General features: G+C 61.9%; 20 protein-coding genes. 12 read left to right on the forward strand and 8 right to left on the reverse strand.

Translation table 11 applies throughout. The annotated features are described in order from the left end of the window. Positions 1-37: 37 nt before the first annotated feature. The 3 genes from mmsB (at position 38) to mdoH (ending at position 4,990) form a co-directional block, all read left to right on the forward strand. Positions 38-931, forward strand: a complete 894-nt coding sequence (mmsB, locus tag V7660_RS16790) for a 3-hydroxyisobutyrate dehydrogenase (RefSeq protein WP_335604206.1) — start codon at positions 38-40, stop codon at positions 929-931. Positions 932-1,130: 199 nt separating this feature from the next. After that, positions 1,131-2,801: a glucan biosynthesis protein gene (locus V7660_RS16795; RefSeq protein ID WP_335604207.1), complete on the forward strand. Its 1,671-nt coding sequence runs from the start codon at positions 1,131-1,133 to the stop codon at positions 2,799-2,801. Further along, positions 2,798-4,990 (forward strand): glucans biosynthesis glucosyltransferase MdoH, encoded by a 2,193-nt coding sequence (gene mdoH / locus V7660_RS16800; protein ID WP_335604208.1) that lies wholly within the window; start codon positions 2,798-2,800, stop codon positions 4,988-4,990. Before V7660_RS16795 ends, mdoH begins: the two co-directional genes overlap by 4 nt. Before the next feature lie 10 nt (positions 4,991-5,000). On the opposite strand, the gene V7660_RS16805 is transcribed toward mdoH, so the two are convergent. The 5 genes from V7660_RS16805 to V7660_RS16825 all read right to left on the reverse strand — a co-directional run bounded on the left by V7660_RS16805 (position 5,001) and on the right by V7660_RS16825 (position 11,174). Beyond that, positions 5,001-5,909: an alpha/beta fold hydrolase gene (locus V7660_RS16805; RefSeq protein WP_335604209.1), complete on the reverse strand. Its 909-nt coding sequence runs from the start codon at positions 5,907-5,909 to the stop codon at positions 5,001-5,003. After that, entirely contained in the window at positions 5,906-7,204 is a 1,299-nt protein-coding gene (locus V7660_RS16810) for a spinster family MFS transporter (protein ID WP_335604210.1), read from the reverse strand. Before V7660_RS16810 ends, V7660_RS16805 begins: the two co-directional genes overlap by 4 nt. A gap of 105 nt (positions 7,205-7,309) precedes the next feature. Then, positions 7,310-9,589, reverse strand: a complete 2,280-nt coding sequence (locus V7660_RS16815; protein ID WP_335604211.1) for a TonB-dependent receptor — start codon at positions 9,587-9,589, stop codon at positions 7,310-7,312. Between the two features lie 122 nt (positions 9,590-9,711). Continuing rightward, positions 9,712-10,770 carry a helix-turn-helix transcriptional regulator gene (locus V7660_RS16820; RefSeq protein ID WP_335604212.1) on the reverse strand — a complete coding sequence of 353 codons (1,059 nt, stop codon included), beginning with the start codon at positions 10,768-10,770 and terminating at the stop codon, positions 9,712-9,714. An 83-nt stretch (positions 10,771-10,853) separates the two neighbouring features. Next, the gene (locus tag V7660_RS16825) at positions 10,854-11,174 is read right to left on the reverse strand and encodes an ArsR/SmtB family transcription factor (RefSeq protein ID WP_335604213.1); all 321 of its coding nucleotides are present in this window, start codon (positions 11,172-11,174) and stop codon (positions 10,854-10,856) included. Between the two features lie 255 nt (positions 11,175-11,429). On the opposite strand from V7660_RS16825, the gene infA reads away from it, so the two are divergent. Together infA and V7660_RS16835 are read left to right on the forward strand one after the other, a co-directional pair. After that, entirely contained in the window at positions 11,430-11,648 is a 219-nt protein-coding gene (gene infA, locus V7660_RS16830) for a translation initiation factor IF-1 (RefSeq protein ID WP_011646371.1), read from the forward strand. A gap of 5 nt (positions 11,649-11,653) precedes the next feature. Beyond that, positions 11,654-12,238, forward strand: a complete 585-nt coding sequence (locus V7660_RS16835) for a Maf family protein (RefSeq protein WP_335604214.1) — start codon at positions 11,654-11,656, stop codon at positions 12,236-12,238. Here V7660_RS16835 and V7660_RS16840 read toward each other — a convergent pair. From V7660_RS16840 to V7660_RS16850, 3 genes are read right to left on the reverse strand one after another with little or no spacing between them, the layout of a single operon-like run. Further along, the gene (locus tag V7660_RS16840) at positions 12,235-12,582 is read right to left on the reverse strand and encodes a hypothetical protein (RefSeq protein WP_335604215.1); all 348 of its coding nucleotides are present in this window, start codon (positions 12,580-12,582) and stop codon (positions 12,235-12,237) included. The two genes, V7660_RS16835 and V7660_RS16840, sit on opposite strands and share 4 nt — an antisense overlap. Before the next feature lie 12 nt (positions 12,583-12,594). Next, the gene (locus V7660_RS16845) at positions 12,595-13,122 is read right to left on the reverse strand and encodes an RNA polymerase sigma factor (protein ID WP_335604216.1); all 528 of its coding nucleotides are present in this window, start codon (positions 13,120-13,122) and stop codon (positions 12,595-12,597) included. Between the two features lie 31 nt (positions 13,123-13,153). Continuing rightward, positions 13,154-13,528, reverse strand: coding sequence for a DUF6249 domain-containing protein (locus V7660_RS16850; RefSeq protein ID WP_335604217.1), 375 nt, complete (start codon positions 13,526-13,528; stop codon positions 13,154-13,156). A gap of 152 nt (positions 13,529-13,680) precedes the next feature. Here V7660_RS16850 and V7660_RS16855 point away from each other — a divergent pair, with 152 nt between their 5' ends. From V7660_RS16855 to V7660_RS16885, 7 genes are all read left to right on the forward strand, one after another. After that, complete coding sequence (locus tag V7660_RS16855; RefSeq protein WP_335604218.1) at positions 13,681-14,394, forward strand: fused DSP-PTPase phosphatase/NAD kinase-like protein; 714 nt, start codon at positions 13,681-13,683, stop codon at positions 14,392-14,394. Positions 14,395-14,455: 61 nt separating this feature from the next. Then, positions 14,456-14,767: a hypothetical protein gene (locus tag V7660_RS16860; protein WP_335604219.1), complete on the forward strand. Its 312-nt coding sequence runs from the start codon at positions 14,456-14,458 to the stop codon at positions 14,765-14,767. Positions 14,768-14,887: 120 nt separating this feature from the next. Beyond that, positions 14,888-15,163, forward strand: coding sequence for a hypothetical protein (locus V7660_RS16865; protein WP_335604220.1), 276 nt, complete (start codon positions 14,888-14,890; stop codon positions 15,161-15,163). 80 nt (positions 15,164-15,243) lie between these two features. Continuing rightward, positions 15,244-15,630: an MAPEG family protein gene (locus V7660_RS16870; RefSeq protein WP_335604221.1), complete on the forward strand. Its 387-nt coding sequence runs from the start codon at positions 15,244-15,246 to the stop codon at positions 15,628-15,630. Positions 15,631-15,674: 44 nt separating this feature from the next. Continuing rightward, the gene (locus V7660_RS16875; RefSeq protein ID WP_335604222.1) at positions 15,675-17,021 is read left to right on the forward strand and encodes a TldD/PmbA family protein; all 1,347 of its coding nucleotides are present in this window, start codon (positions 15,675-15,677) and stop codon (positions 17,019-17,021) included. Next, the gene (locus V7660_RS16880) at positions 17,008-18,132 is read left to right on the forward strand and encodes an inositol monophosphatase family protein (RefSeq protein WP_335604223.1); all 1,125 of its coding nucleotides are present in this window, start codon (positions 17,008-17,010) and stop codon (positions 18,130-18,132) included. Before V7660_RS16875 ends, V7660_RS16880 begins: the two co-directional genes overlap by 14 nt. 4 nt (positions 18,133-18,136) lie before the next feature. Next, entirely contained in the window at positions 18,137-19,909 is a 1,773-nt protein-coding gene (locus V7660_RS16885) for an ABC transporter ATP-binding protein (protein WP_335604224.1), read from the forward strand. Positions 19,910-19,946 lie beyond the last annotated feature (37 nt).

Below are 19,946 nucleotides of genomic sequence, written 5' to 3' on the forward strand. Positions count from 1 at the left end.
ACCGCGCCGCAAGAGCACGGGGACAAGGGAGTATCGCATGACAAAGATCGCATTTATCGGGCTCGGAAACATGGGCTCGGGCATGTGTGCCAATCTCTGCAAGGCGGGCCATGAGGTCCGTGCCTTCGACCTCAATGCCGAGGCGGTGAAGGCCGCCGAAGGCCACGGGGCAAATGCTGCGACCACAATCGCGGATGCGGTGAAGGACGCCGAAATCGTGGTCACCATGCTGCCTGCGGGTAAGCATGTCCTGGCGGTTTATTTCGGCGAGGACGGCGTGGCGGCCCATGCAGCCAAAGGGGCGCTCTTCCTCGATTGCTCGACCATTGCGGTAGAGGATGCCCGCGAAGCGGCGTCCAAGGCCGACGCGGCAGGCTTCGTGATGGCGGATGCGCCCGTGTCCGGCGGCACGGCGGCGGCAGATGCCGGCACGCTGACCTTCATGGTGGGCGGCCCGGAGGAAGCCTTTGCAAAGGCCAGGCCGATCCTTGACGCAATGGGTAAGAACATCTTCCATGCGGGCGGCAGCGGGAACGGCCAAGCGGCCAAGATTGCCAATAACATGCTGCTGGGCATCTCCATGATCGGCACGTGCGAAGCCTTCAATCTCGCGGAAAAGCTGGGCCTCGATGCGCAGACCTTCTTCGATATTTCCTCGACCGCCTCCGGCCAGTGCTGGAGCATGACCAGCTATTGCCCGGCACCGGGACCAGTGCCTGCGGCCCCGTCGAACCGTGATTATCAACCGGGGTTTGCGGTCGCGATGATGTTAAAAGATCTTCATCTGGCCGCCGCTGCCGCGAAGGTTGCAGGCGCAGAAGTCACGCTGGGGGAGATGGCAGAAAAAATCTATCAGGATCTGGATACTAGGGGCCATGGCGGCCTCGATTTTTCCGGTGTGATGAAGGATTTGAAGCGCCAACTTGATTAGGATCAAGCGCCCCTGGACAGACTGACAGGGCCGCCCAGCATCCGCCCAATCCGCGATCATGCGGACCAGATTGCAACCATTCGCAGGCTCACACATTCGTTCGTATCGGAATGTGTTGCGCTGCAACATCCATGTTGGGGATCATGGATCGAGCTGGCAGGCGAAGAGGTGAGTTTTGGACAGGCATGCTTTCTGTCGGGTGGAATCCTTTCTCGCCCTCACGCTGGTGATGGCGGTTGCGGCCTGTTCCCCGTCTGAGGACACCGCCTCATCCCCCATTGTCGATCCAGCCCCAGCGACGGTGGCTCAGGAGAACACGTCCGGTGAGACCAGCGAGGTAATTGCTGAGCCCGCCCCTTCGTCCATTTATAATCTTGAACGCGTCCAGCCTGAGCCAGAGACGGTCCTCGTGCCGCCCTCGGCCGAAGACACGGGCATTGACCCGGCAGGGTTCGGGCTGCCCGAAGTGCGTGAGCGCGCCCGGCGTCTGGCCGCAGCGCCGTATGAGCCGTCTCCGACGCTCCCGGAAGATGCCAGGAACCTGAATTACGACCAGTATCGGCGTATCCTGCCCGCAACCGATGATATGGGCTGGCCACAGGATGCAGGCCCCGTGCGGGTCCTGTTCGATCCACGGGGCTATTTGTTCGATCATGAGGTAAGGATCAACCTCGTCGATGGCGACACGGTCACGCCGCGCGCCTATTCTGCCCCCGCTTTCGATTTCAAGGATTTGCCGCTCTCGGACGCGACGAAGGCAAAGCTCGGTTTTGCCGGGCTGCGCCTGCTCGCGCCGATAAACCAGGCCGGAAAGTTCGATGAGGTCCTGAGCTTCAAGGGCGCGAGCTTCTTTCGCGCGCTGGGGGCGGGAAATGTCTATGGCGCCTCGGCGCGGGGGCTGGGGATTGGCACCGCCTCGGCCGATGGCGAGGAATTCCCCGCCTTTCGCGAATTCTGGATCGCCCGGCCCCGTTCCCCGTCGCAGGCGGTAACCATCTATGCGCTCATGGACAGTGCGAGCGTCACCGGCGCCTTTGCGTTCAACATATCGCCCGGGCCAAGAACCCAGATTGAGGTCGAAGCGACTTTCTATCCGAGGAAAGACATTCAGGGCGTCGGGCTCTCGCCCCTGACGTCGATGTATTATTTCTCGCCGCATGACGTGATCAAGCGGGGCGATGACTACCGCCCGGCGGTGCATGATTCCGAGGGGCTCGCCATTCACATGGCCAATGGCGAATGGGTGTGGCGTCCGCTCCAGAACCCGGCAGACTTGGAAGTGTCCGTGCTCGCCGGCTCGCAGCCGAAAGGCTTTGGCCTTGTACAGCGCCATCGTCAGTTCGACGATTATTCTGACGTAGAGGCCGAATACGAACAGAGGCCGGATGTCTGGGTTGAGCCACATGGCGACTGGGGGCAGGGCCAGCTGCTGTTGGTCGAGATCCCGACCGTGAACGAATACAATGACAATATCGCTGTCTTCTGGCGCCCCAGGGAAGGATGGCGGGCTGGTGGAGCGAACACGATTTCCTATACGATGGGCTGGGGGCTGAAGCCGGGCGTGATGGCGGAAGTCGTCGCCGTCTCGGAAACGCGGGCTGGCCGAAAGCCGGGCGACAAGACCCAGATGTTCGTGCTCGATTATGAGGGCGCGGCGGAGAAAGTCTTCGAGAATGCGGAGCTGGAAATCACATCTTCAGCGGGGAAGATCGTGAATCCTGTGCTGCGCCGGCATCCTTCCGGCGATGCCTATCGTCTCAGTTTCGAGCTCCAGCCTGAAGGCGCGAGCATGGCGGAGCTGAGGGCAGTACTCGTGCGGGGCGGGCGTCCATTGACCGAAACATGGTTGTATCGCTGGAGTGCCAAATGACCGACCTTCGCCCCCGCCCGACGGAATTCCCGTTGACCATGCCGAACCAGCCTTTCCAATCGAGGATCACACGCGCTCGTGCGGCGAGGACATCCCATCTCTGGCGCAAGCTGTTCATGCTGGGCGGGTCTGTCCTGCTGACGGTGTGGACCACGCGCGAAATGTACGAAGTTCTGGCGGTGTCGGAAATGACGTTGCTCGAATGGGTTCTGCTCGTCGTCTTTGCGATCAATATCAGCTGGATCTGCTTTGCTTTCGTCAATGCGACGGTCGGGTTCCTGTCGACGGTGCTGCGACGCCCGCCCAAGACATCCGAAGATCCGGTCTGCGTCCGCAATGTCCGTACGGTCCTCGCCTTTCCAATCTACAATGAAGCCGTCGAGCATGTCTTTGCGACGGTGTCAGCGACAGCAAAAATGCTGGAAGATGCGCCGGGTATTTATGAATGCTTCATTCTGAGTGACACGACAGACCCGGAAATCGCGCTGGCGGAAGAGGCGGCGTATACGGAGCTGTTGAAGACGGTCGGGCACAATGTGCCGGTCCGCTATCGCCGCCGCACGATCAATCATCATCGCAAGTCCGGAAACATTCGCGACTTCGTCATGCGCTGGGGCGGGCGGTACGACCACATGATCGTGTTCGATGCCGACAGCTACATGGAGCGCGACACGATCGTGCATCTTGTTCAGGAGATGGAACGCGCGCCGCACACCGCCCTCATCCAGACCATTCCGCAACTCGTGGGCGGGCGCACCCTGTTGGCGCGCTGCCAGCAATTCGCCTCCGCGCTCTATGGCCCGATCCTCGGTGGCGGCATGGCGTGGTGGGCCCAGAATGAAGGGAATTTCTGGGGTCACAATGCGATCATACGGATTTCCGCCCTCGCTGAAGCGGCCGGCTTGCCGGAAATGCCGGGCAAGGCGCCGTTCGGCGGCTCGATCCTGAGCCATGATTTCGTCGAAGCGGCCTTCCTGCGGCGCGCCGGCTGGAACGTCGAAATCCGTCCGGAGATTGGCGGATCCTATGAGCAGGGTCCGCCGACCATCATTGAACTGGTCAAGCGCGACCGCCGCTGGTGCCAGGGCAACATGCAGCACATGGCTGTCCTGCTGAAGACGGGCGGGCTGAGCTGGACCAATCGCTTCCACCTTATCACGGGCATCTTCTCTTATCTGGCCTCACCGCTCTGGCTGATCTTCATCACGCTCGGCATGCTGCTGTCGCTACAGAACAGTTTCATGCTGCCCAGCTATTTCGGGGATGAGGCGTCCTTGTTTCCGACCTGGCCTGTGATTGACTCCGAGCGCGCGCTGACGCTGTTCTTTGTCACGATGGGACTCTTGTTCGCGCCGAAACTCTATGGCCTCATTTTCGGTCTCGTCTCGCGTGAATGGCGTCAGAGTGTCGGCGTTGGCAAGACCATTCTTGGCGGGGTGTCGGAGACGCTGCTGTCGGTGTTGATCGCGCCAATCCTGATGGCGACGCAGACCGGCGCCGTGATCAATGTGTTTCGCGGAAAGGACAGTGGCTGGTCGCCGCAAGAGCGCGCGCAGGGCGGCTACAGTTTCCTCGCCACCTTGCGCCACAATCTTCCGGCTACCTTGCTGGGCGCCGTGCTGATGATGGCCGCCATCGCCATTTCGCCGATCTATGCAGCCTGGCTCGCCCCTGCCACCATTGGCATGTTGCTGGCGGGGCCGCTGTCCTACTGGACCGCCAAGGAATCGGCAGGGCAGGCCGCGCGACGGGCGGGCTTGCTGGTCAGCCCTGTGGAAGTTTGCCTGCCGGACAGCGTGCGCCGGGCGTGGGCCGACGTGACGGCATTCGCAGCGCTTCCTAAAACCGACATCACCTCCTTGTTGCGCGACCGCGCCCGGCAACGCACACGCCGACACCTGATTGACCCTTATTGGCCCCTGCAGCGACATGAAGTGCATACGCCCCTGGCGCTCGCACGGGCCCGGGCGGCCCGTGTGCTGACCCTTGAGGACTATCTCTCGGCGGTGTCGAGCGCCGAACTCATGGCCATCCTCAATTCCTCGCAGGACATGGAAAGCATCAGCTTCCGGTTTTCCGTAGCCGGACGGGTCGCGAGTGACGTGTCCGCCTATGAGCGGCTCCTGGCAGATTGGCGCGCGAGCGGGCGCACGGCGACGCCGAGCGGCGGCCAGCGCAGCGGAACTTAAGCGCGGCGCCTCAGCTTGTTGGTTGGGACAACTTGGTCAGGAATTTGCCAATGGCGTGCAGCGAGACCGGCTCGTCGAGGAAGGGCGTATGGCCCCGATCCGGAACCGTCAGCAATTTGCTGGTCTTGTGCCGCCTGAGCATCCGCTTGGCCGTCTTCTCGGTGAGGATATCGGACGTCTCCCCGCGAATGATGAGGAGAGGGATGGCTTTCAAGGCCGAAAACACCCGCCACATGGCGAAATTGACCCGCCATCCTGGCGAAGTGCTGCCCATGCCCTGCACGATCACCGGATCATAGTCGAACCCGATCTTGCCATCATCCCGCTCGACGCAGGTGCGCCGGGCGAACTCCATCCAGGCCTCCTCGCCATAGTCCGGATAGACACCTGCCTGTGTCCGTCCAATCGCCGCTGCGGCGTCCCCCCAGCTGTCGAAAGTCTCATTGCCGCCAGCATAGCCGGCGATGCGTTTCAGGCCCGCCGGATTCACTTCCGGCCCCACATCATTGATGATGATGCCCTTGATCTTGTCCGGGAAGGCCTTGGCCATCAGCATGGCCATCAGCCCGCCCATCGAGGTGCCGACCAGGATCAGCTCGTCCAGGTTCAGGTGCGCGATCAGACCGGCCATGTCCTGCACATAGACTGGCGGGGCATAGGATTTGCCACTCGGATCGCGATCAGATTTTCCGCGCCCGCGCACATCGACGGAGACGAACCGCATGTTCATGCCGAGCCCTTGGATCATGGGCTCGAAATCCTTGTGGTTCCGCGTCAGGCCATGCATGCACAGCACCGTTACCTGGCTGTCCTGCGGGCCATAATCGGCGGCGTACAGTTTCAGCCCGTCATGCGAGGTCCAGACTATGTTGCGCTTGGTGGCGAGCACAGCAGGGGAAAGGGAGGCCGCCTCTGTCATACCGCCTCCGCCGCGCGCTTGGCATCGCGGGCATAGGTCAGGCCGGCCATTCCGAGGAACACCACGCTTAACGCATTGAAACCCAGCATGATTTCCAGCGCCGATTTGAGCGGCGCCTCATTGCCCTGCGCTGCGAAGTATTCACTGAGATAGCCGACAATGCTGGGACCGCCCCCGATGCCGATCAGCGTCAGGCAGAACAGCATGAACGCCGAAGCGAAGGCCCGCATCCGCAGGCCGACGAGTTCCTGCGATGCCGTGTAGGCGATACTGGCATAGATCAGTCCGATGAAGGCGGGCACCACATTCCAGGCATAGGCCATGTTCAGCGTGTCAGCCTGCAGGAACATCCAGGCAAAGGGCAGGGCGATCGCGGCGCAGACGGCGATCATCCAGGGACGCCAGGCGAGGTTGTGCGCGGACAGCCGGTCACAGGCGCGCCCGAGCAGAATGGCGCCGGCACTGCCCACGCCGCCAATGAGCAGGCCAAGGGGGATGGCAATATCGCTCGGTCCGACATTATAGGTGCGTTGCAGATGGCTGGGCGTCCAGGCCAGAAAGGCATTGGCAGAGATGCAGATCAGGCAGCAACCGGCCAGCAACCACAGGAAGGAGGTCTGCCCCCCGATGAAGCGCAGCGTTTCGCCGAAGCTGGAGGCCTGCCCGTCATCACTGCGTTGTTCGATGGCGCCGCGTTTAGGCTCACGAATGGTCAGCCTGACAATGCCCGCCAGGATGAGGCCGGGAATGCCGGCCACGAAGAAGGCAGCGCGCCAGCCGAAATATTTGTAGACATATCCGCCGATCACGAAGCCTGCGAGCACCCCCAGACCAATTCCGGCGGTGTAGATGCCCAGGGCGAATGCGCGCTCCTTGGGGGCGTAGAGATCGGAGATGATCGAGGTCGCCGGCGGCGTGCCGCCTGCCTCCCCGACGCCCACGCCCATGCGGGCGATGAGCAATTGCCAATAGTTCAGGGCAAAGCCCGACAGGGCCGTCATGCCTGACCAAAGGGAGAGAGAGATAGCGAGGATGTTGCGCCTGTTGCCCCGGTCGGCCCACATGGCAATCGGTATGCCGAAGGTGGCGTAGAAGGCGGCAAAGACAAAACCGGTCAACAGGCCGATTTGCCCATCGGAAATATTCAGCTCGGCCTTGATCGGTTCGATCAGGATCAGGAGTATCTGCCGGTCGATATGGTTGAACGTATAGACCAGTGTCAGCAGGCCCAGCACATAGGCACGGGAAGTGTTTTGTGAGGTCGGGGAGGGCGGAGCCGCCGTAATTTGCGTCATGGCTGTCCTTCAAGGGGCGCCGAAGGGGCTCCCAGGGTCTGCGAGGTCAAGGGAGGGACGGGCCGGCGAACCACGGAGGTCAGATTCGCCGGCCCGCTCGGTTGACTAGAAGTCGACCGAGATTGAGGCGGTCAGCGTGCGCGGCGGGCCGTAGAAGGTCGAGTACGCACTGTCGAAGCCAAGCTGGCTCGGCGTCACGAAGTTGTACGCCGCCACGCGATATTCCTCGTCCGTCAGGTTCCGGCCGTGGATGCCGAAACGCAGACGTTCGGACGGCGACGTCCAGACGAAGCTGAGGTCCAGCAGCGTATAGGAATCCGGGTCCAGCGCCGGGCCACCATCCGGGAACAAGGCGTTCGTGCCGGGTGCGAAGCCATTGTTCTCCACATTGAACAGATAATAGGCATCCCGATAGGAGGCCGAGCCCGTGATCGAGATCGCGCCAAACTCCGGCCCGAAATCGCGCATATAGTTCAGCGAGAGCTGGCCCTGCAGTTCCGGCGTGTTCTGGGTGACGAACTGGTCGGCGATATTGGTGCCGGCCGACAGGATTTCCTGGATCTCGGCGTCGATGTAGCCGAGATTCCCCATCAGGGTGAACTCGTCATTGATGAACCAGCTGCCCTCAAGTTCGAGGCCGGTATATTCCGACGAGCCGGCATTGAAGACTGAGGAGACGAACGTGTCGTTGACGCCGTCATTGTCGGAATCTGCACCGCTCTGAACCGTAATCTGTTGATCCGTATACTCCGCAAAGAATACGGCGGTGTTCAGCTGCAGGCGATCATCAAAGAAGCTGCCCTTGATGCCCAGTTCATAGCTGTCGACCTTTTCCGGACCGAAGCCTTCTTCGGACAGGCCGAGCGGGTCGAGGTCGGCGCGGGCGCGCGGATCGAAGCCGCCCGCCTTGAAGCCCTGCGCGAAGGTGGCGTAGAGATTCAAGTCATCCGTTGGCTTGTAGGAGACCGAAACACGCGGCGTGAATTCCTCGTCCTTGCGGTTCAGGCCTTCATAGCCGGTCTGGGTCGCAAGAAAGACAGAGCTGCTGTTTGTCGGATCGAACGAGCCTGAGCCGAGTCCCAACCAGAGTTCACGCGTCACATCTGCCGTAGTCTCATCCTGGGTGAAGCGCCCGCCGAGAGACACGCTCCACTGGTCCGTCACATCATAGGTGAAGTCTCCATAGACGGAGAAGTTTTCCTTGTCCTGCTTGCCGGCCTGGTAGACCGTCACGCCGAGGGCGCTGAGCAACAGGTCGAAGGCGCCATCTGCGCTGCCGTCGAGATAGTAGACACCGGCGACACCGGACAGGCGGTCGCCATTATACAGCAGCTGGAATTCCTGGCTGAACTGGTCGTCATTATAGTAGGCCGGAACGTCGAAATCCGGATTTGGCAGGGCATCGAAGTCGATTGGCGTGACCGTCGCGCCTTCGCGATAGGCCGTGATGGATTTCAGCGTGACCTCATTGTTGACGTCCCACTCACCCGTGAAGGAGTAGCCTTCGGTTTCGACCGAGTTGTCGTCACCCACCCCGGCGCGCGTGTCATACACATTGTCCGTGACCGGCAGGGTGCCGTCGGCACTCGGGATCAGGCGATGGCCGTGCTTGGCGTTGGAATCGTCTTCGGACTTGTCATAGGCGAGGCGGAAGAACAGCGAGTCCGTCGGAGACCATTCGGCACTCACCCGATAGGCCAGCACGTCCTTGTTGTAATGGTCGGCGCCGGTGAACAGGTTCTCACCGTACCCGTCGCGCTGATAGTTGGCGATCGCGCCGCCGACCTTGAACGTGTCGCTCAGCGGCACGGAGCCGGACACGATTGTATCGAGCTGGCTGTAGGAGCCGACGTTCACCTTGGCTTTCAGGTCCGGCTCGTCATCCATCTCGGCGGTGACGTATTTGATCGCGCCGCCAATCGTGTTGCGACCGTAGAGCGTGCCTTGCGGACCACGCAGAACTTCGATCCGTTCAATGTCGAAAATGTCCAGGATCGCGCCTTGCGGACGGGCGATGTAAACGTCGTCGACATAGAGACCGACACCGGGCTCGAAGCCCCAGAGCGGATCCTGCTGGCCGACGCCGCGAATGAAGGCGATCAGCGTGGAGCTTGAGCCGCGGGCCACTTCGATCGTGGCGTTCGGGGTCGAGCGCTGGATGGAGGTGATGTCGACGGCGCCGGTGGCTTCCAGCTGGTCGGCACTGAAGGCCGACACGGACAGCGGCACATCGATCAGGTCTTCTTCGCGGCGCTGCGCGGTAACGGTGACCCGGCCCAGCGTGCGGGCCTCTTCCGGAGCCTCATCCGTGTCCTGTGCCTGCGCAGCATACTGGCCCGCAGTCAGCGCAAGCGCCGACACGAGACCGAATCTCAGCGTATTCATTTTGTGATTTCCCAATTTTTCCTCCCGAGGATTCTCTCTATTTGACGGGAGTTATCCAGATCATGCGCGTCTCGGCGATGACATGTGGGCTCAACACAAGTGAACATTTTCGCTCATAGCTCTCAGGCCTGGGCGATTTCCATGCTCGATCTGGCATAGGCGGCAGGCGAAACACCGCGCATTTTCTTGAACGCGCGATTGAAGGCCCGCACGTCGGAATAGCCAAGAAATTCAGAGACCTGCGTCACGCTTGTGCCCTGGGCCAGCATCAGGCCGGCGCGCTCGGCGCGGCTTTCCTGAAGGATATCCCGGAAGCTGGTGTTTTCCTCGCTCAGGCGGCGGCGCAAGGTTGCAACGCTGACCCCGAGATTCCGCGCGACGGCCTGTTGGGTCTCAAATCCGTCCGAGATCAGATCGGCCGTGCGCACCGCAAAGGACCGCGCATCGAAAGACGGGGCGATGGCTTCAAGGTGACGAATCACGCGCGCGAAAATGCCGTCTGCCGTCAGGTCGACCTCCGGTGTGGAGGGGATCGTCTCGCAGGCAATATCAATGTCGTAGATCAGCTCATAGGCAGCATGGCCGTAGCCGATGGGTACCTGCCAGAATTGCAGCTGGCCATTGCCGGAATCATGACGGTTCCTCAGCAGGCTGACGCGTTTCAGGGCCCGGCCCGCTGCGCCGCCGGTCAAGCTGTCGAGCAGGGCATGTGTCTTGATCAGCAGGGCGTCGCCGACGAAGTGCGTCAGCGCCCGGTCATCGCGGAAGCGATAGGGGAAGGTCGAATCATCCACCACCAGCGCCAGCATCGAGGCGGTCTGGCGGACATAATTATAGCGCCCGCCATGCATCATGTTGAAATGCGAGGCGAGGCTGCGGATTGCGTCCTGCAGGGTCGCGGCCGCCTGAATCTGGGTCACGACGAATGTGCCGGTCTGGTAGAGCAGCTTTCGTTCTGACAGTTGCGCGGTCAGATCGTCGAAGGAGCGGGCAATTTCGCGCTGGATGCGATAATAGTCCACGAGGTCGATCTGAGTGCCGGGCTCGTTGGTGCGCCGATCCGGATTAATGCCCAGCCGATGCAGTAAGCCGTCGACATCCACGCCGGATGTGCCCGCCCAAGACAGGATCGGTTCGATCTGGTGAAGCTCGAAGCTTGCCCGGGTCAGTGACTGCGCCATGCGGGCCTTATAACAGATATCGGTATCGAAAACGTATCCTGATTCAAACGGATGTTTTTGATTATGGCGTGGCAGCAGCAGGTCTATCGGTAATAGGCGCAGAGCGTATCGACCAGTTCCCGGCCGATTCCGCCGGCGCAGCGATAATAGATCGTCTGCGCATCGCGTCGGCTTTCGACCAGACCGGCGCCGCGCAGTTTCGACAGGTGCTGGGAGACGGCCGAATGCGACTGGCCGGTCAGGGCAGCCAGCTGGTGGACCGGGTGCTCGCCATCGCTGAGGGCGCACATGATCTTGAGACGCGTATCGCTCGACATGGCTTTCAGCACTTCAGACGCCTCATGAATACGCTCCGACATCAGGTCGAGGGCATCCTTGGTCTGGGGTTTGCGCTGGGCTGTCATCACGAGTTACTCACATTCAACTGGTTCAGGCCGAAGGCCCTGTTTCTGCGGGGAGCCAGCCATTGTCCATAATATAGGTTGGATCAACCGACGAAATAGGCGAAACCTGCAAGAGTCAGACCTATATGCCCCGAAAATGCCCGAAGGACGGGGCATTTTGCTGAACTTCAAATCTTGCCGGAATCCGTGCAAAGCTTTATGCGCCCCCTATATGCGTTTCGGCGGCGCAATGGACCGCCCTTTATTGGAGACTGCATGTCGAAGGAAGAACTGATTGAATTCGAAGGCACAGTCGTGGAACTGCTGCCGAACGCGACGTTCCGCGTTAAACTCGAGAACGACCACGAAATCATTGCCCACACGGCTGGCAAGATGCGGAAGAACCGTATCCGCGTGCTGACCGGGGACAAGGTGATGGTTGAGATGACCCCGTATGACCTGACCAAGGGTCGTATCACCTACCGCTTCAAATAAGAGATATGGCGTCCTCAGGGCATGTTCCCCTGATCCTCGCCAGTGCGAGTCCCCGGCGGCGAGACCTGCTCGCCCAGATCGGGATTGTGCCGGACGCGATCTGCCCCACTGACATCGACGAATCCCGTCGCAAGGACGAATCTCCGCGGGCGCTGGCCGAAAGGCTGGCGCGGGAGAAGGCCGAGGCCTGTCCGGAGCCGGGCTTTGTGCTGGCCGCCGACACGGTTGTGGCGCTTGGCCAGCGTAATCTGGAAAAGGCCGCCGACGCGGCAGAAGCCGAAGCCTTCCTGCGCCTGCTGTCCGGCCGGTCGCATCAATGCCTTACCGGCATCGCCGTGAAAGCCCCGGACGGCCGGGTGAGCCGCCGCACGGTCCTGGCCCGCGTGAAGGTGAAGCGCCTGACCGATCAGGAAATCGCCGCCTACATCGCCAGCGACGAGTGGCAAGGCAAGGCCGGCGGCTATGGCATCCAGGGCATGGCCGGCGGGTTCATCACCCATATCAGCGGCAGCTATACCGCGATTGTCGGCCTGCCGCTTTACGAAACGAAAGCCCTGCTGGAAGGCATGGGCTGGCGGCCAAAGGCCTAGGCGCGTTCCCAGGCTGTTACGGCCAGCAGGCTGACCGCGACGACGCCGCCCACCATCAACCAGAGTGGATCCGCAGAGGCGAGCAGGCTGGCATCCTGCTGGGCATCATTGACCGTCCGGGTCACCAGCGTGTCGAGTCCGCTCCAACCGGCCAGCAGGCTTGGCAGCTGGAAGGCCGCCACGCCAGCGCCCACCACGCCGACGGCGCCAAGCACCAGGCGGCGAGACAGGGATGTGCGGCGAATGCCGGTCATCACATCATTCACGAACGGGGCCGGGTCCAGCGCGCGGTCTTCCGCCGTGAAGAGATCGGTCAGGTCTGAATAGGGTTCCTGGTCACGCATCATCATACTCCATCACGCCACGTGGCTGCTTTCAAGGTGTTTGCGAAGCGCGGCGACACCGCGCGTTACATGGGATTTTATCGTGCCAAGCGGCCAGCCGGTGGCTTCGGCCGCTTCGCGGTGGGACAGGCCCGACGCGACGCAGAGAATCACGCAAATCCGTTGGGCCTCGGACAAATTTCCGAGCGCGCGTGTCAGGTCCATCTGGTCGCCGACTTCATCCGACTGGCTGCGCTCGAACGGAATGATCTCTGCCGTCTCGTCGAACTCGATCTCAATCTTCTGCTTGCGGCGGACTTGCAGGTATTCCCGCCAGCAAATCGTGCAGATCCAGGCCGAGAAGGTTCCGCCGGCATAGGAGCCGATCTTCTGCCACGCCTTGAGGAACGTGGCCTGGGCAATATCGTCCCCGTCACTGGCCGAGCCGGTGAGGCGCCTCGCCATGCCGCGGATTCGGGCCTGATGGCGTCGCACGAGTTCGGCAAAATCTGCCTCATGACCTCGTGCGGCGCTTGCGGCCAGGTCCGGATCGCTGCGCATGTCGCGCCCTCCCTTGGCAACCAGCCTCAGCCTAACCGTGTTGCCCACGGCGACTCGCTGCCCAGAGACCAAGATAGGCGAGGCCAATGAAGACGGGAAAGGATGCGACGCCGATCATTGGCTTGACCGCTTCGCCTTCTTCCATGCCGACCATCACGCCGAGAAAGCCAAAGGCGACACCGACGGCGAGAAACAGGACGCCCCGGCGCAAATCGGCGCGGATCGGATCGGTGATCAGGGCGAGTTTTTCCATCGTCTCGCCTGTCAGGTCCTGGCCCTTGTCGACCGCATGACGGACGGTTTCGTGGAGGGTTAGGCGTTTCTTGTAATTATAGTGGCTGACCAGCCAGACAATTCCGGCAAGGGCGCCAAAAAAGACGACGGGGACGACAATATCTTCGCTCATTTCAAAAGCTCCTTCAGCTTGTTCCGGGGCGTCGTGTTCGGCGCCTTTGTAGGTAAGATGCCGGCAGGGGCGTGTTTGGATGCAGGGCGTGTGATATTTCTTTCTGCCGCCTTTGCTTGCCGACGGCGAGCCCGGCGGCTAATCGCGGGGCAATGGTAAAGCTGAGATCCAAGAAGAATCGCAAGCCGCATGTGGCACCTGACCTGTCGACCCCGGAGGGCCGCGCCCGTGCGCGCCGCGAACTGGTCTGGGGCGATCACGGCTTCCTGCGGGCGGCCTTTTCCAATCTGCACCAGATCTCGCCGGAGATGTGGCGGGCGAACCAGCCTTCGCCGAAGAAGGTGGTCGAATATGCCGAGACACTCGGCATTCGCACCATCCTGAACCTGCGCGGGGAAAGCACCAAGGGCTATTACCTGCTGGAGAAGGAGGCCTGTGAGGCCGCCGGAATTGCTCTGGTCGATTTTCAGGTCTTCTCGCGGGATACGCCGACGAAAGAGGCATTGTTCGCGGCCAAGGAGCTGTTCGATTCGATCGAATACCCGGCCCTGATGCATTGCAAATCCGGCGCGGACCGGGCGGGGCTCATGTCCGTCCTCTACAAATTGCTGCGGGAAAAAGTGCCCTTCGTGGAGGCGACCGAACAATTGTCGCTGAAATACCTGCACGTCAAACATGGCAAGACCGGCATGCTGGATGCGTTTTTCCAGGCTTATGCCGACTATAATGCCGGGCGCGCCCCGGAGGATTGGAAGCCGTTTCTCGACTGGGTTTCGGACGATTATGACCGGCTCGAAGTGAAGGAAAAATTCCTGCGCGACTTCGGAAAAGGCATCCAGGTCGACAAGATCCTGCAACGGGAATAGTTGCTTTCCTGTTAGTTAATTTCGTGCTTGGCTGGCACCTGAAGATACCGGAGCTGCCAGAATGCGCGTCCTGATCCTGACCGGCCTTAGCTTGGCCATGCTTGCCGCGTGCAGCCAGAAATCCGACCGGGAGACGTTGACCGAGGCGTGCATTGCCGATGGCGAAGCCCCCGAAACCTGCGACTGCATCACCGGCGCCATGGAAGAGAAGCTGAGCCCGGACCTGTTCCGACGCACGGCCGCAGCGATTGGGCGGGAAAAGCGCGACATCGAGGATTACGTGGAATCCCTCAGCATGAGCGATCAGCTGGAATTCGCCGCCTCGCTGAGCGCCATGATCTCATGTGAACTGACTTTGCAGGACGACGAATGACCGGGCCGTGTCGCAAAACCGAATCCGCCCGGTCATGGGAATTTCGTTTCTCGCGTGTAATCGGGTGACGGGTGGCAGCAATCTGCATAGAAATGATTTGGAGTTAAGGAAGGGGATCTCATGAAGTTCTTTATTATCAACAGCTTCCGCACGATGGTCTACGTCGCATACATCGCGATCATTGTCGCTGGCATCGCACTGGGCCTGTACAATCGGGGGGAATTCACCGGCGAGCTGGCCAATTTGACCGGCACGATTGCCCAAGTGGCCGACTTTGTCGTGTTCACAGTCGGCGGCTGGATCGCGGCCAGCCTGATCTGCGGTCTGATCGTCACGCTGCTCGACATTCGCGACGACATCAATGACCGCCTGCCGGACGCGCGCCGCGACGACTGACCGCCGGCGGAGAATCACGATGATATGGAAACAGGCCATCGATTCGCGTCGGTGGCCTTTTTTAAAGGGGAGGAAAAACAATGACATCACTTGAAGCTGCAGGCGTCTATGTCGCCATCAACATGTTGCTGCTGATCTATCTGGCATTCCGGGTCGTGTCCGTGCGCCAGTCGGCGAAAGTGTCCATCGGGACGGGCGGCAACGAGATGCTGGAATTGCGCACGCGCGTTCACGGCAATGCCACTGAGTACATCCCGTCCATGCTGGTTGGCCTCGTTGTCATGGCCCTGATGGGGCTGCCGGTCTGGACCCTTCACGTCGCCGGGGGCGTGTTTACCCTCGGACGGGTGATGCATGTCATTGGACTCGGCGGGACCGTGATGCCGATGCGGGCCGGGGGCATCCTGCTGAGCTGGATCGCGATGGTGCTGACGGCGCTGGCGATCCTGTACCACGCCCTCGTCTGAATTGCGCAGTTGCGCGAGGCGGGCGCAGCGTCCATCTAGCCGGAATGGCTGATTTCAAGACACCGCCGGCCGATTTGCTTGCCGGACTACTGGACCATTGCCGCAAGGAAGGTGCAGATGCTGCAGACGCCCGGATCGGCGTAACCGAAGGCGTGAGCGTTTCCGTTCGTGACGGAGCGCTGGAAAGCATTGAGCGCGAAGAGGGCCGCTCGGTCGCCCTGCGCTGCCTGTATGGCAAGCGCCAGGCGCACGTCTCGGGGGCGGATCTGTCCCCGGACGGCCTTAAGGCGCTGGCTGAACGCTGCGTGGCAATGGCGCGCGCCGTGCCGGAAGACAAGTATTGCGGCCTGCCGGATGCGGACAAGCTGGCGACCGGCGATCTGGACATGGATCTGACGGGGGAGCCGGAAATTCCGGCCGAAACCCTCGAATCGGAAGCGTTGACCGCTGAAGCGGCTGCGCTCGGCATTGCAGGGATCAAGACGGTGGCCGGCTGCGGCGCCTCCTGGAACCGCTCCTCGCGCTGGGTCGCCGCCAGCAATGGCTTTTCCGCCTTCAAGACCGGCACGTCCACCAGCCTCGGCCTGGCCGCGGTGGCAGAGCGCGACGGCCATATGGAGCGCGATTATGACAGCTGGTCTGTCCGCTTCAAGAAAGACCGCCCGACCGCTGCCGAGATCGGCATCACGGCCGGTGAACGGACGATTTCTCGCCTTGGCGCGCGCAAGCTGAACACCCAGAAGGCGGCAGTCCTGTATGACCGACGCGTTTCTGCGGGCTTGATCGGCGCCTTTCTCGGCGCGATCTCCGGGCCGTCCGTGGCGCGCGGCGTCAGTTTCCTGAAAGACCGGATGGGCGAGCAGGTGTTCGCCAAGGGCATTCACATCATCGACGATCCATTCCGCCCGATGGGCATGGGCTCGCGCAGCCATGATGGCGAGGGCCTGCCGGTCCGCGAAACCCACCTCATTGATGATGGACGGCTGACCAGCTGGCTGCTCAACTCGCCATCAGCGCGTCAGCTGGGCATGGAGCCGAATGGCTTTTCCGCCCTCGGCTTTGGCGATCCGCCGGGCGTGACGACGTCGAACCTCTATTTGAAAGCCGGAGACAAGACTCCGGCCGAACTGGTCAGGGGCGCAGGCAAGGGCTTGCTGGTGACCGACATGTTCGGACCGTCGATCAATCCGAACAATGGCGACTATTCGGTCGGCGTGTCGGGCTTCTGGTTCGAGGATGGCGAGATTGCCTATCCGGTGTCTGAAGTCACCATCGCGGGCGATCTGCCCTCCATGTTTGCCCGGCTGATCCCGGCTTCGGACCTTGAGTTCCGCGGAACACGGGACGCGCCGAGCATTCTCATCGAGGATATGAGTCTTGCGGGTAGCTGACCGCACCTTGTCGGAAGACATGAAACTCCTGCGTGAACTGGCGCAGGAAGCGGGCAAGCTCGCACAATCCTTCATGCTGGGCGGGCAGACGGCCGAAACCTGGCACAAGACCGGCGGCAGCCCGGTGACCGAAGCCGATATGGCCGTGAACCAGCTCTGCTCGGACCGGCTGATGCGCTTCCGGCCCGAATATGGCTGGCTGTCGGAAGAGACGCTCGACAATCCGGATGCGCGCCAGAAGGACCGCTGCTGGGTTGTGGACCCGATTGACGGGACGCGCGCCTATATTCGCGGCGATCCGCACTGGTGCATTGGCCTCGCCATTGTCGAAGAGGGCATCTCGGTAGGCGGGGTGCTGTATGCGCCGGAACTGGACGAATTCTACGAGGCCCATCGCGGGCAGGGCGCGTTCCTGAATGGTCAGGCGATCCGGGTCAGCGACTGCTCGACCGAGGCAGGCTGCCGCCTGATCGCGGCGGAGACGATGCTGGAGCACCCGGCCTGGCCTGAGCCGTGGCCGCCGGTCACGATTGCGCGGCCCAAACCCAACTCCACCCTGTTGCGGATGGCCTTCGTGGCGGCCGGCAAATGGGATGCAACGCTCGTTCTGGGTCAGAAGGCGGACTGGGATCTGGCAGCGGGCACGATCCTGATCGAGGAAGCCGGTGGTGTCGCAACGACACATCGCGGCGAAAAACTCATATTCAACCGGGCAGTACCTGCACAAAGGAGCGTCATTGCTTCTGGAAACGCCCTGCATCCTCTGTTAGTGCGCAGGTCAGAATTTGTGGATATACCTGACCCACAGGAAAGGGCGCCGAAAATGGCGCCTCCAGCGACTATGGAGCCAGCCAAAATGGGCGATACTACCCGCGAGACCAAACAGCTTCTCCACATCGTATTCGGCGGCGAGCTGAAGGATGTGGCCGAAGTGGAATTCGAAGATCTTTCCAAGGTCGACTTTGTCGGCGCCTTCCCGAACTACAAGGACGCCTACGACGCCTGGAAAAATGCGGCCCACCGCACAGTGGACAATGCAGAAGTCCGCTATTTCATCCTGCACGCCCACAAGCTGCTGGACCCGGAAACGGGAGACCACCATCACGTCTGAGGTGGTGACACCCAGGGCCCCCAAGCAGACGGGGAGCCTGAGGCGCCTGTTTGCAGCCTATTTCAGCCCGCATATCGGCTGGTTCGCCGCCGGTACGCTCATGGCCTTGCTGACCTCGCTCAGCGCGATGGGCTATTCGCTGGTGCTGAAGATGCTGGGGGATCGGCTGCAGGCGAGTTTCGGGGATGAGGCGGCAACGCCTGTTTCCGGCCCTGACTGGATCTGGTGGATCGGCGGCGCGATTGTCGCCCTGTCGTGCGCGCGGGCGCTCTCGCTCTACCTGATGACCCTGTTCAACAATACCGGCGTCCAGCGCGGGCTTGTCGCGGTCCAGTCCAGCCAGTTCGATTCCCTGACCGATGGCGATTATGCGCGCGTGGCGGCGGACGCTTCTGGCGACTTCGTTTCGCGCTTCATCAATGATGTGAACGCGATCCGCGATGCGGCGCTGCGCTTTGCCAATAATTTCACCAAGAGCACGATCACCGTGATCGGCATGTTCGGCGTGATGCTGGTCATCGACTGGCAGCTGACCTTGCTCCTGCTGGTCGCCTATCCGATTGCGTTCGGGCCGGTCATCGGCCTTGGCAACCGTATCCGCAAACGCTCCAAGCAGGCCCAGAAGCAGGTCGGGCAGGTGACGTCGCTCCTGTCGGAAGGCTTCCAGTCGGCGCGCGTGGTGAAGGCCTATGGGCTGGAGCCCTACCAGAAATCCCGCGCGCGGCAGGGGTTCGTCGAGCGCTCCAAACTGTTCCTGAAAGTGCTGACCGACCGGGCGGCGGTGGACCCGATCCTCGAGGTGGCGGGCGGCGCCGCGCTGGCCGGCATTCTCGGCTTTGCGGCCTGGCGCATGTCGCAGGGCGCGATGACGCTCGGCGATCTGCTCGGCTTCATTGCGGCGCTGGGCATTGTCTCGCCGGAACTCAGGGCGCTCGGCACATTGAATGCTGTGGCACAGGAAGGCGGCGCAGCCGCGGACCGCGTGTTCGAGATTGTCGATGCGACGACCCATATTGCCGATGCCCCGGATGCCGAGCGGCTGAGCCGGGTCAGCGGGCAGGTCGAGTTTGACGGCGTGACCTTTGCCTATCCGGATGGCACGCGCGCGCTGACCGGCCTGTCCTTCGTCGCGGCGCCGGGCGAGACGGTGGCGATTGTCGGCCCGTCGGGCGCAGGCAAATCCACCGTGTTTAACCTGCTGATGCGCCTCTATGATGCCGAGACCGGCGCAGTGCGTGTCGATGGCAAGGATGTGCGCGGCGTTGTCGGAGATACGCTGCGGGCGAATATCGGCCTCGTGGCGCAGGATTCGGCTCTGTTCGACGATACGGTTCACAACAATATCGCGCTGGGGCGTCTTGGCGCGACCAATGCCGAGATCGAGGCGGCGGCCAAGGCGGCCAATGCGCATGATTTCATCACCGCCATGCCGGAGGGCTACCAGTCGCCGGCGGGCGAGATGGGCCGCAACCTTTCCGGCGGCCAGCGCCAGCGCGTGGCCCTGGCCAGGGCGATCCTGCGCGGTGCGCCAATCCTGTTGCTGGATGAAGCCACGTCGGCCCTGGATGCCGAAAGCGAGGCCAAGGTACAGGCAGCGCTGGCGGATTTCTCCAGGGGCCGCACCACGCTGATCATTGCGCACCGCCTGTCCACGGTCCGCGCGGCTGACCGTATCATCGTGATGGAAGACGGCCGCGCGGTGGAAGAAGGCACGCATGACGCGCTGATGGCCTCCAGTGGCGCCTACAAGCGCCTGGTCGAACTCCAGCTGAGCTAGGCGCGCCCCAGCACCCGCGACGCCTGTGAGGGCGCCT

The organism is Hyphomonas sp. (assembly GCF_036964145.1).
Classification (GTDB): Bacteria; Pseudomonadota; Alphaproteobacteria; order Caulobacterales; family Hyphomonadaceae; genus Hyphomonas.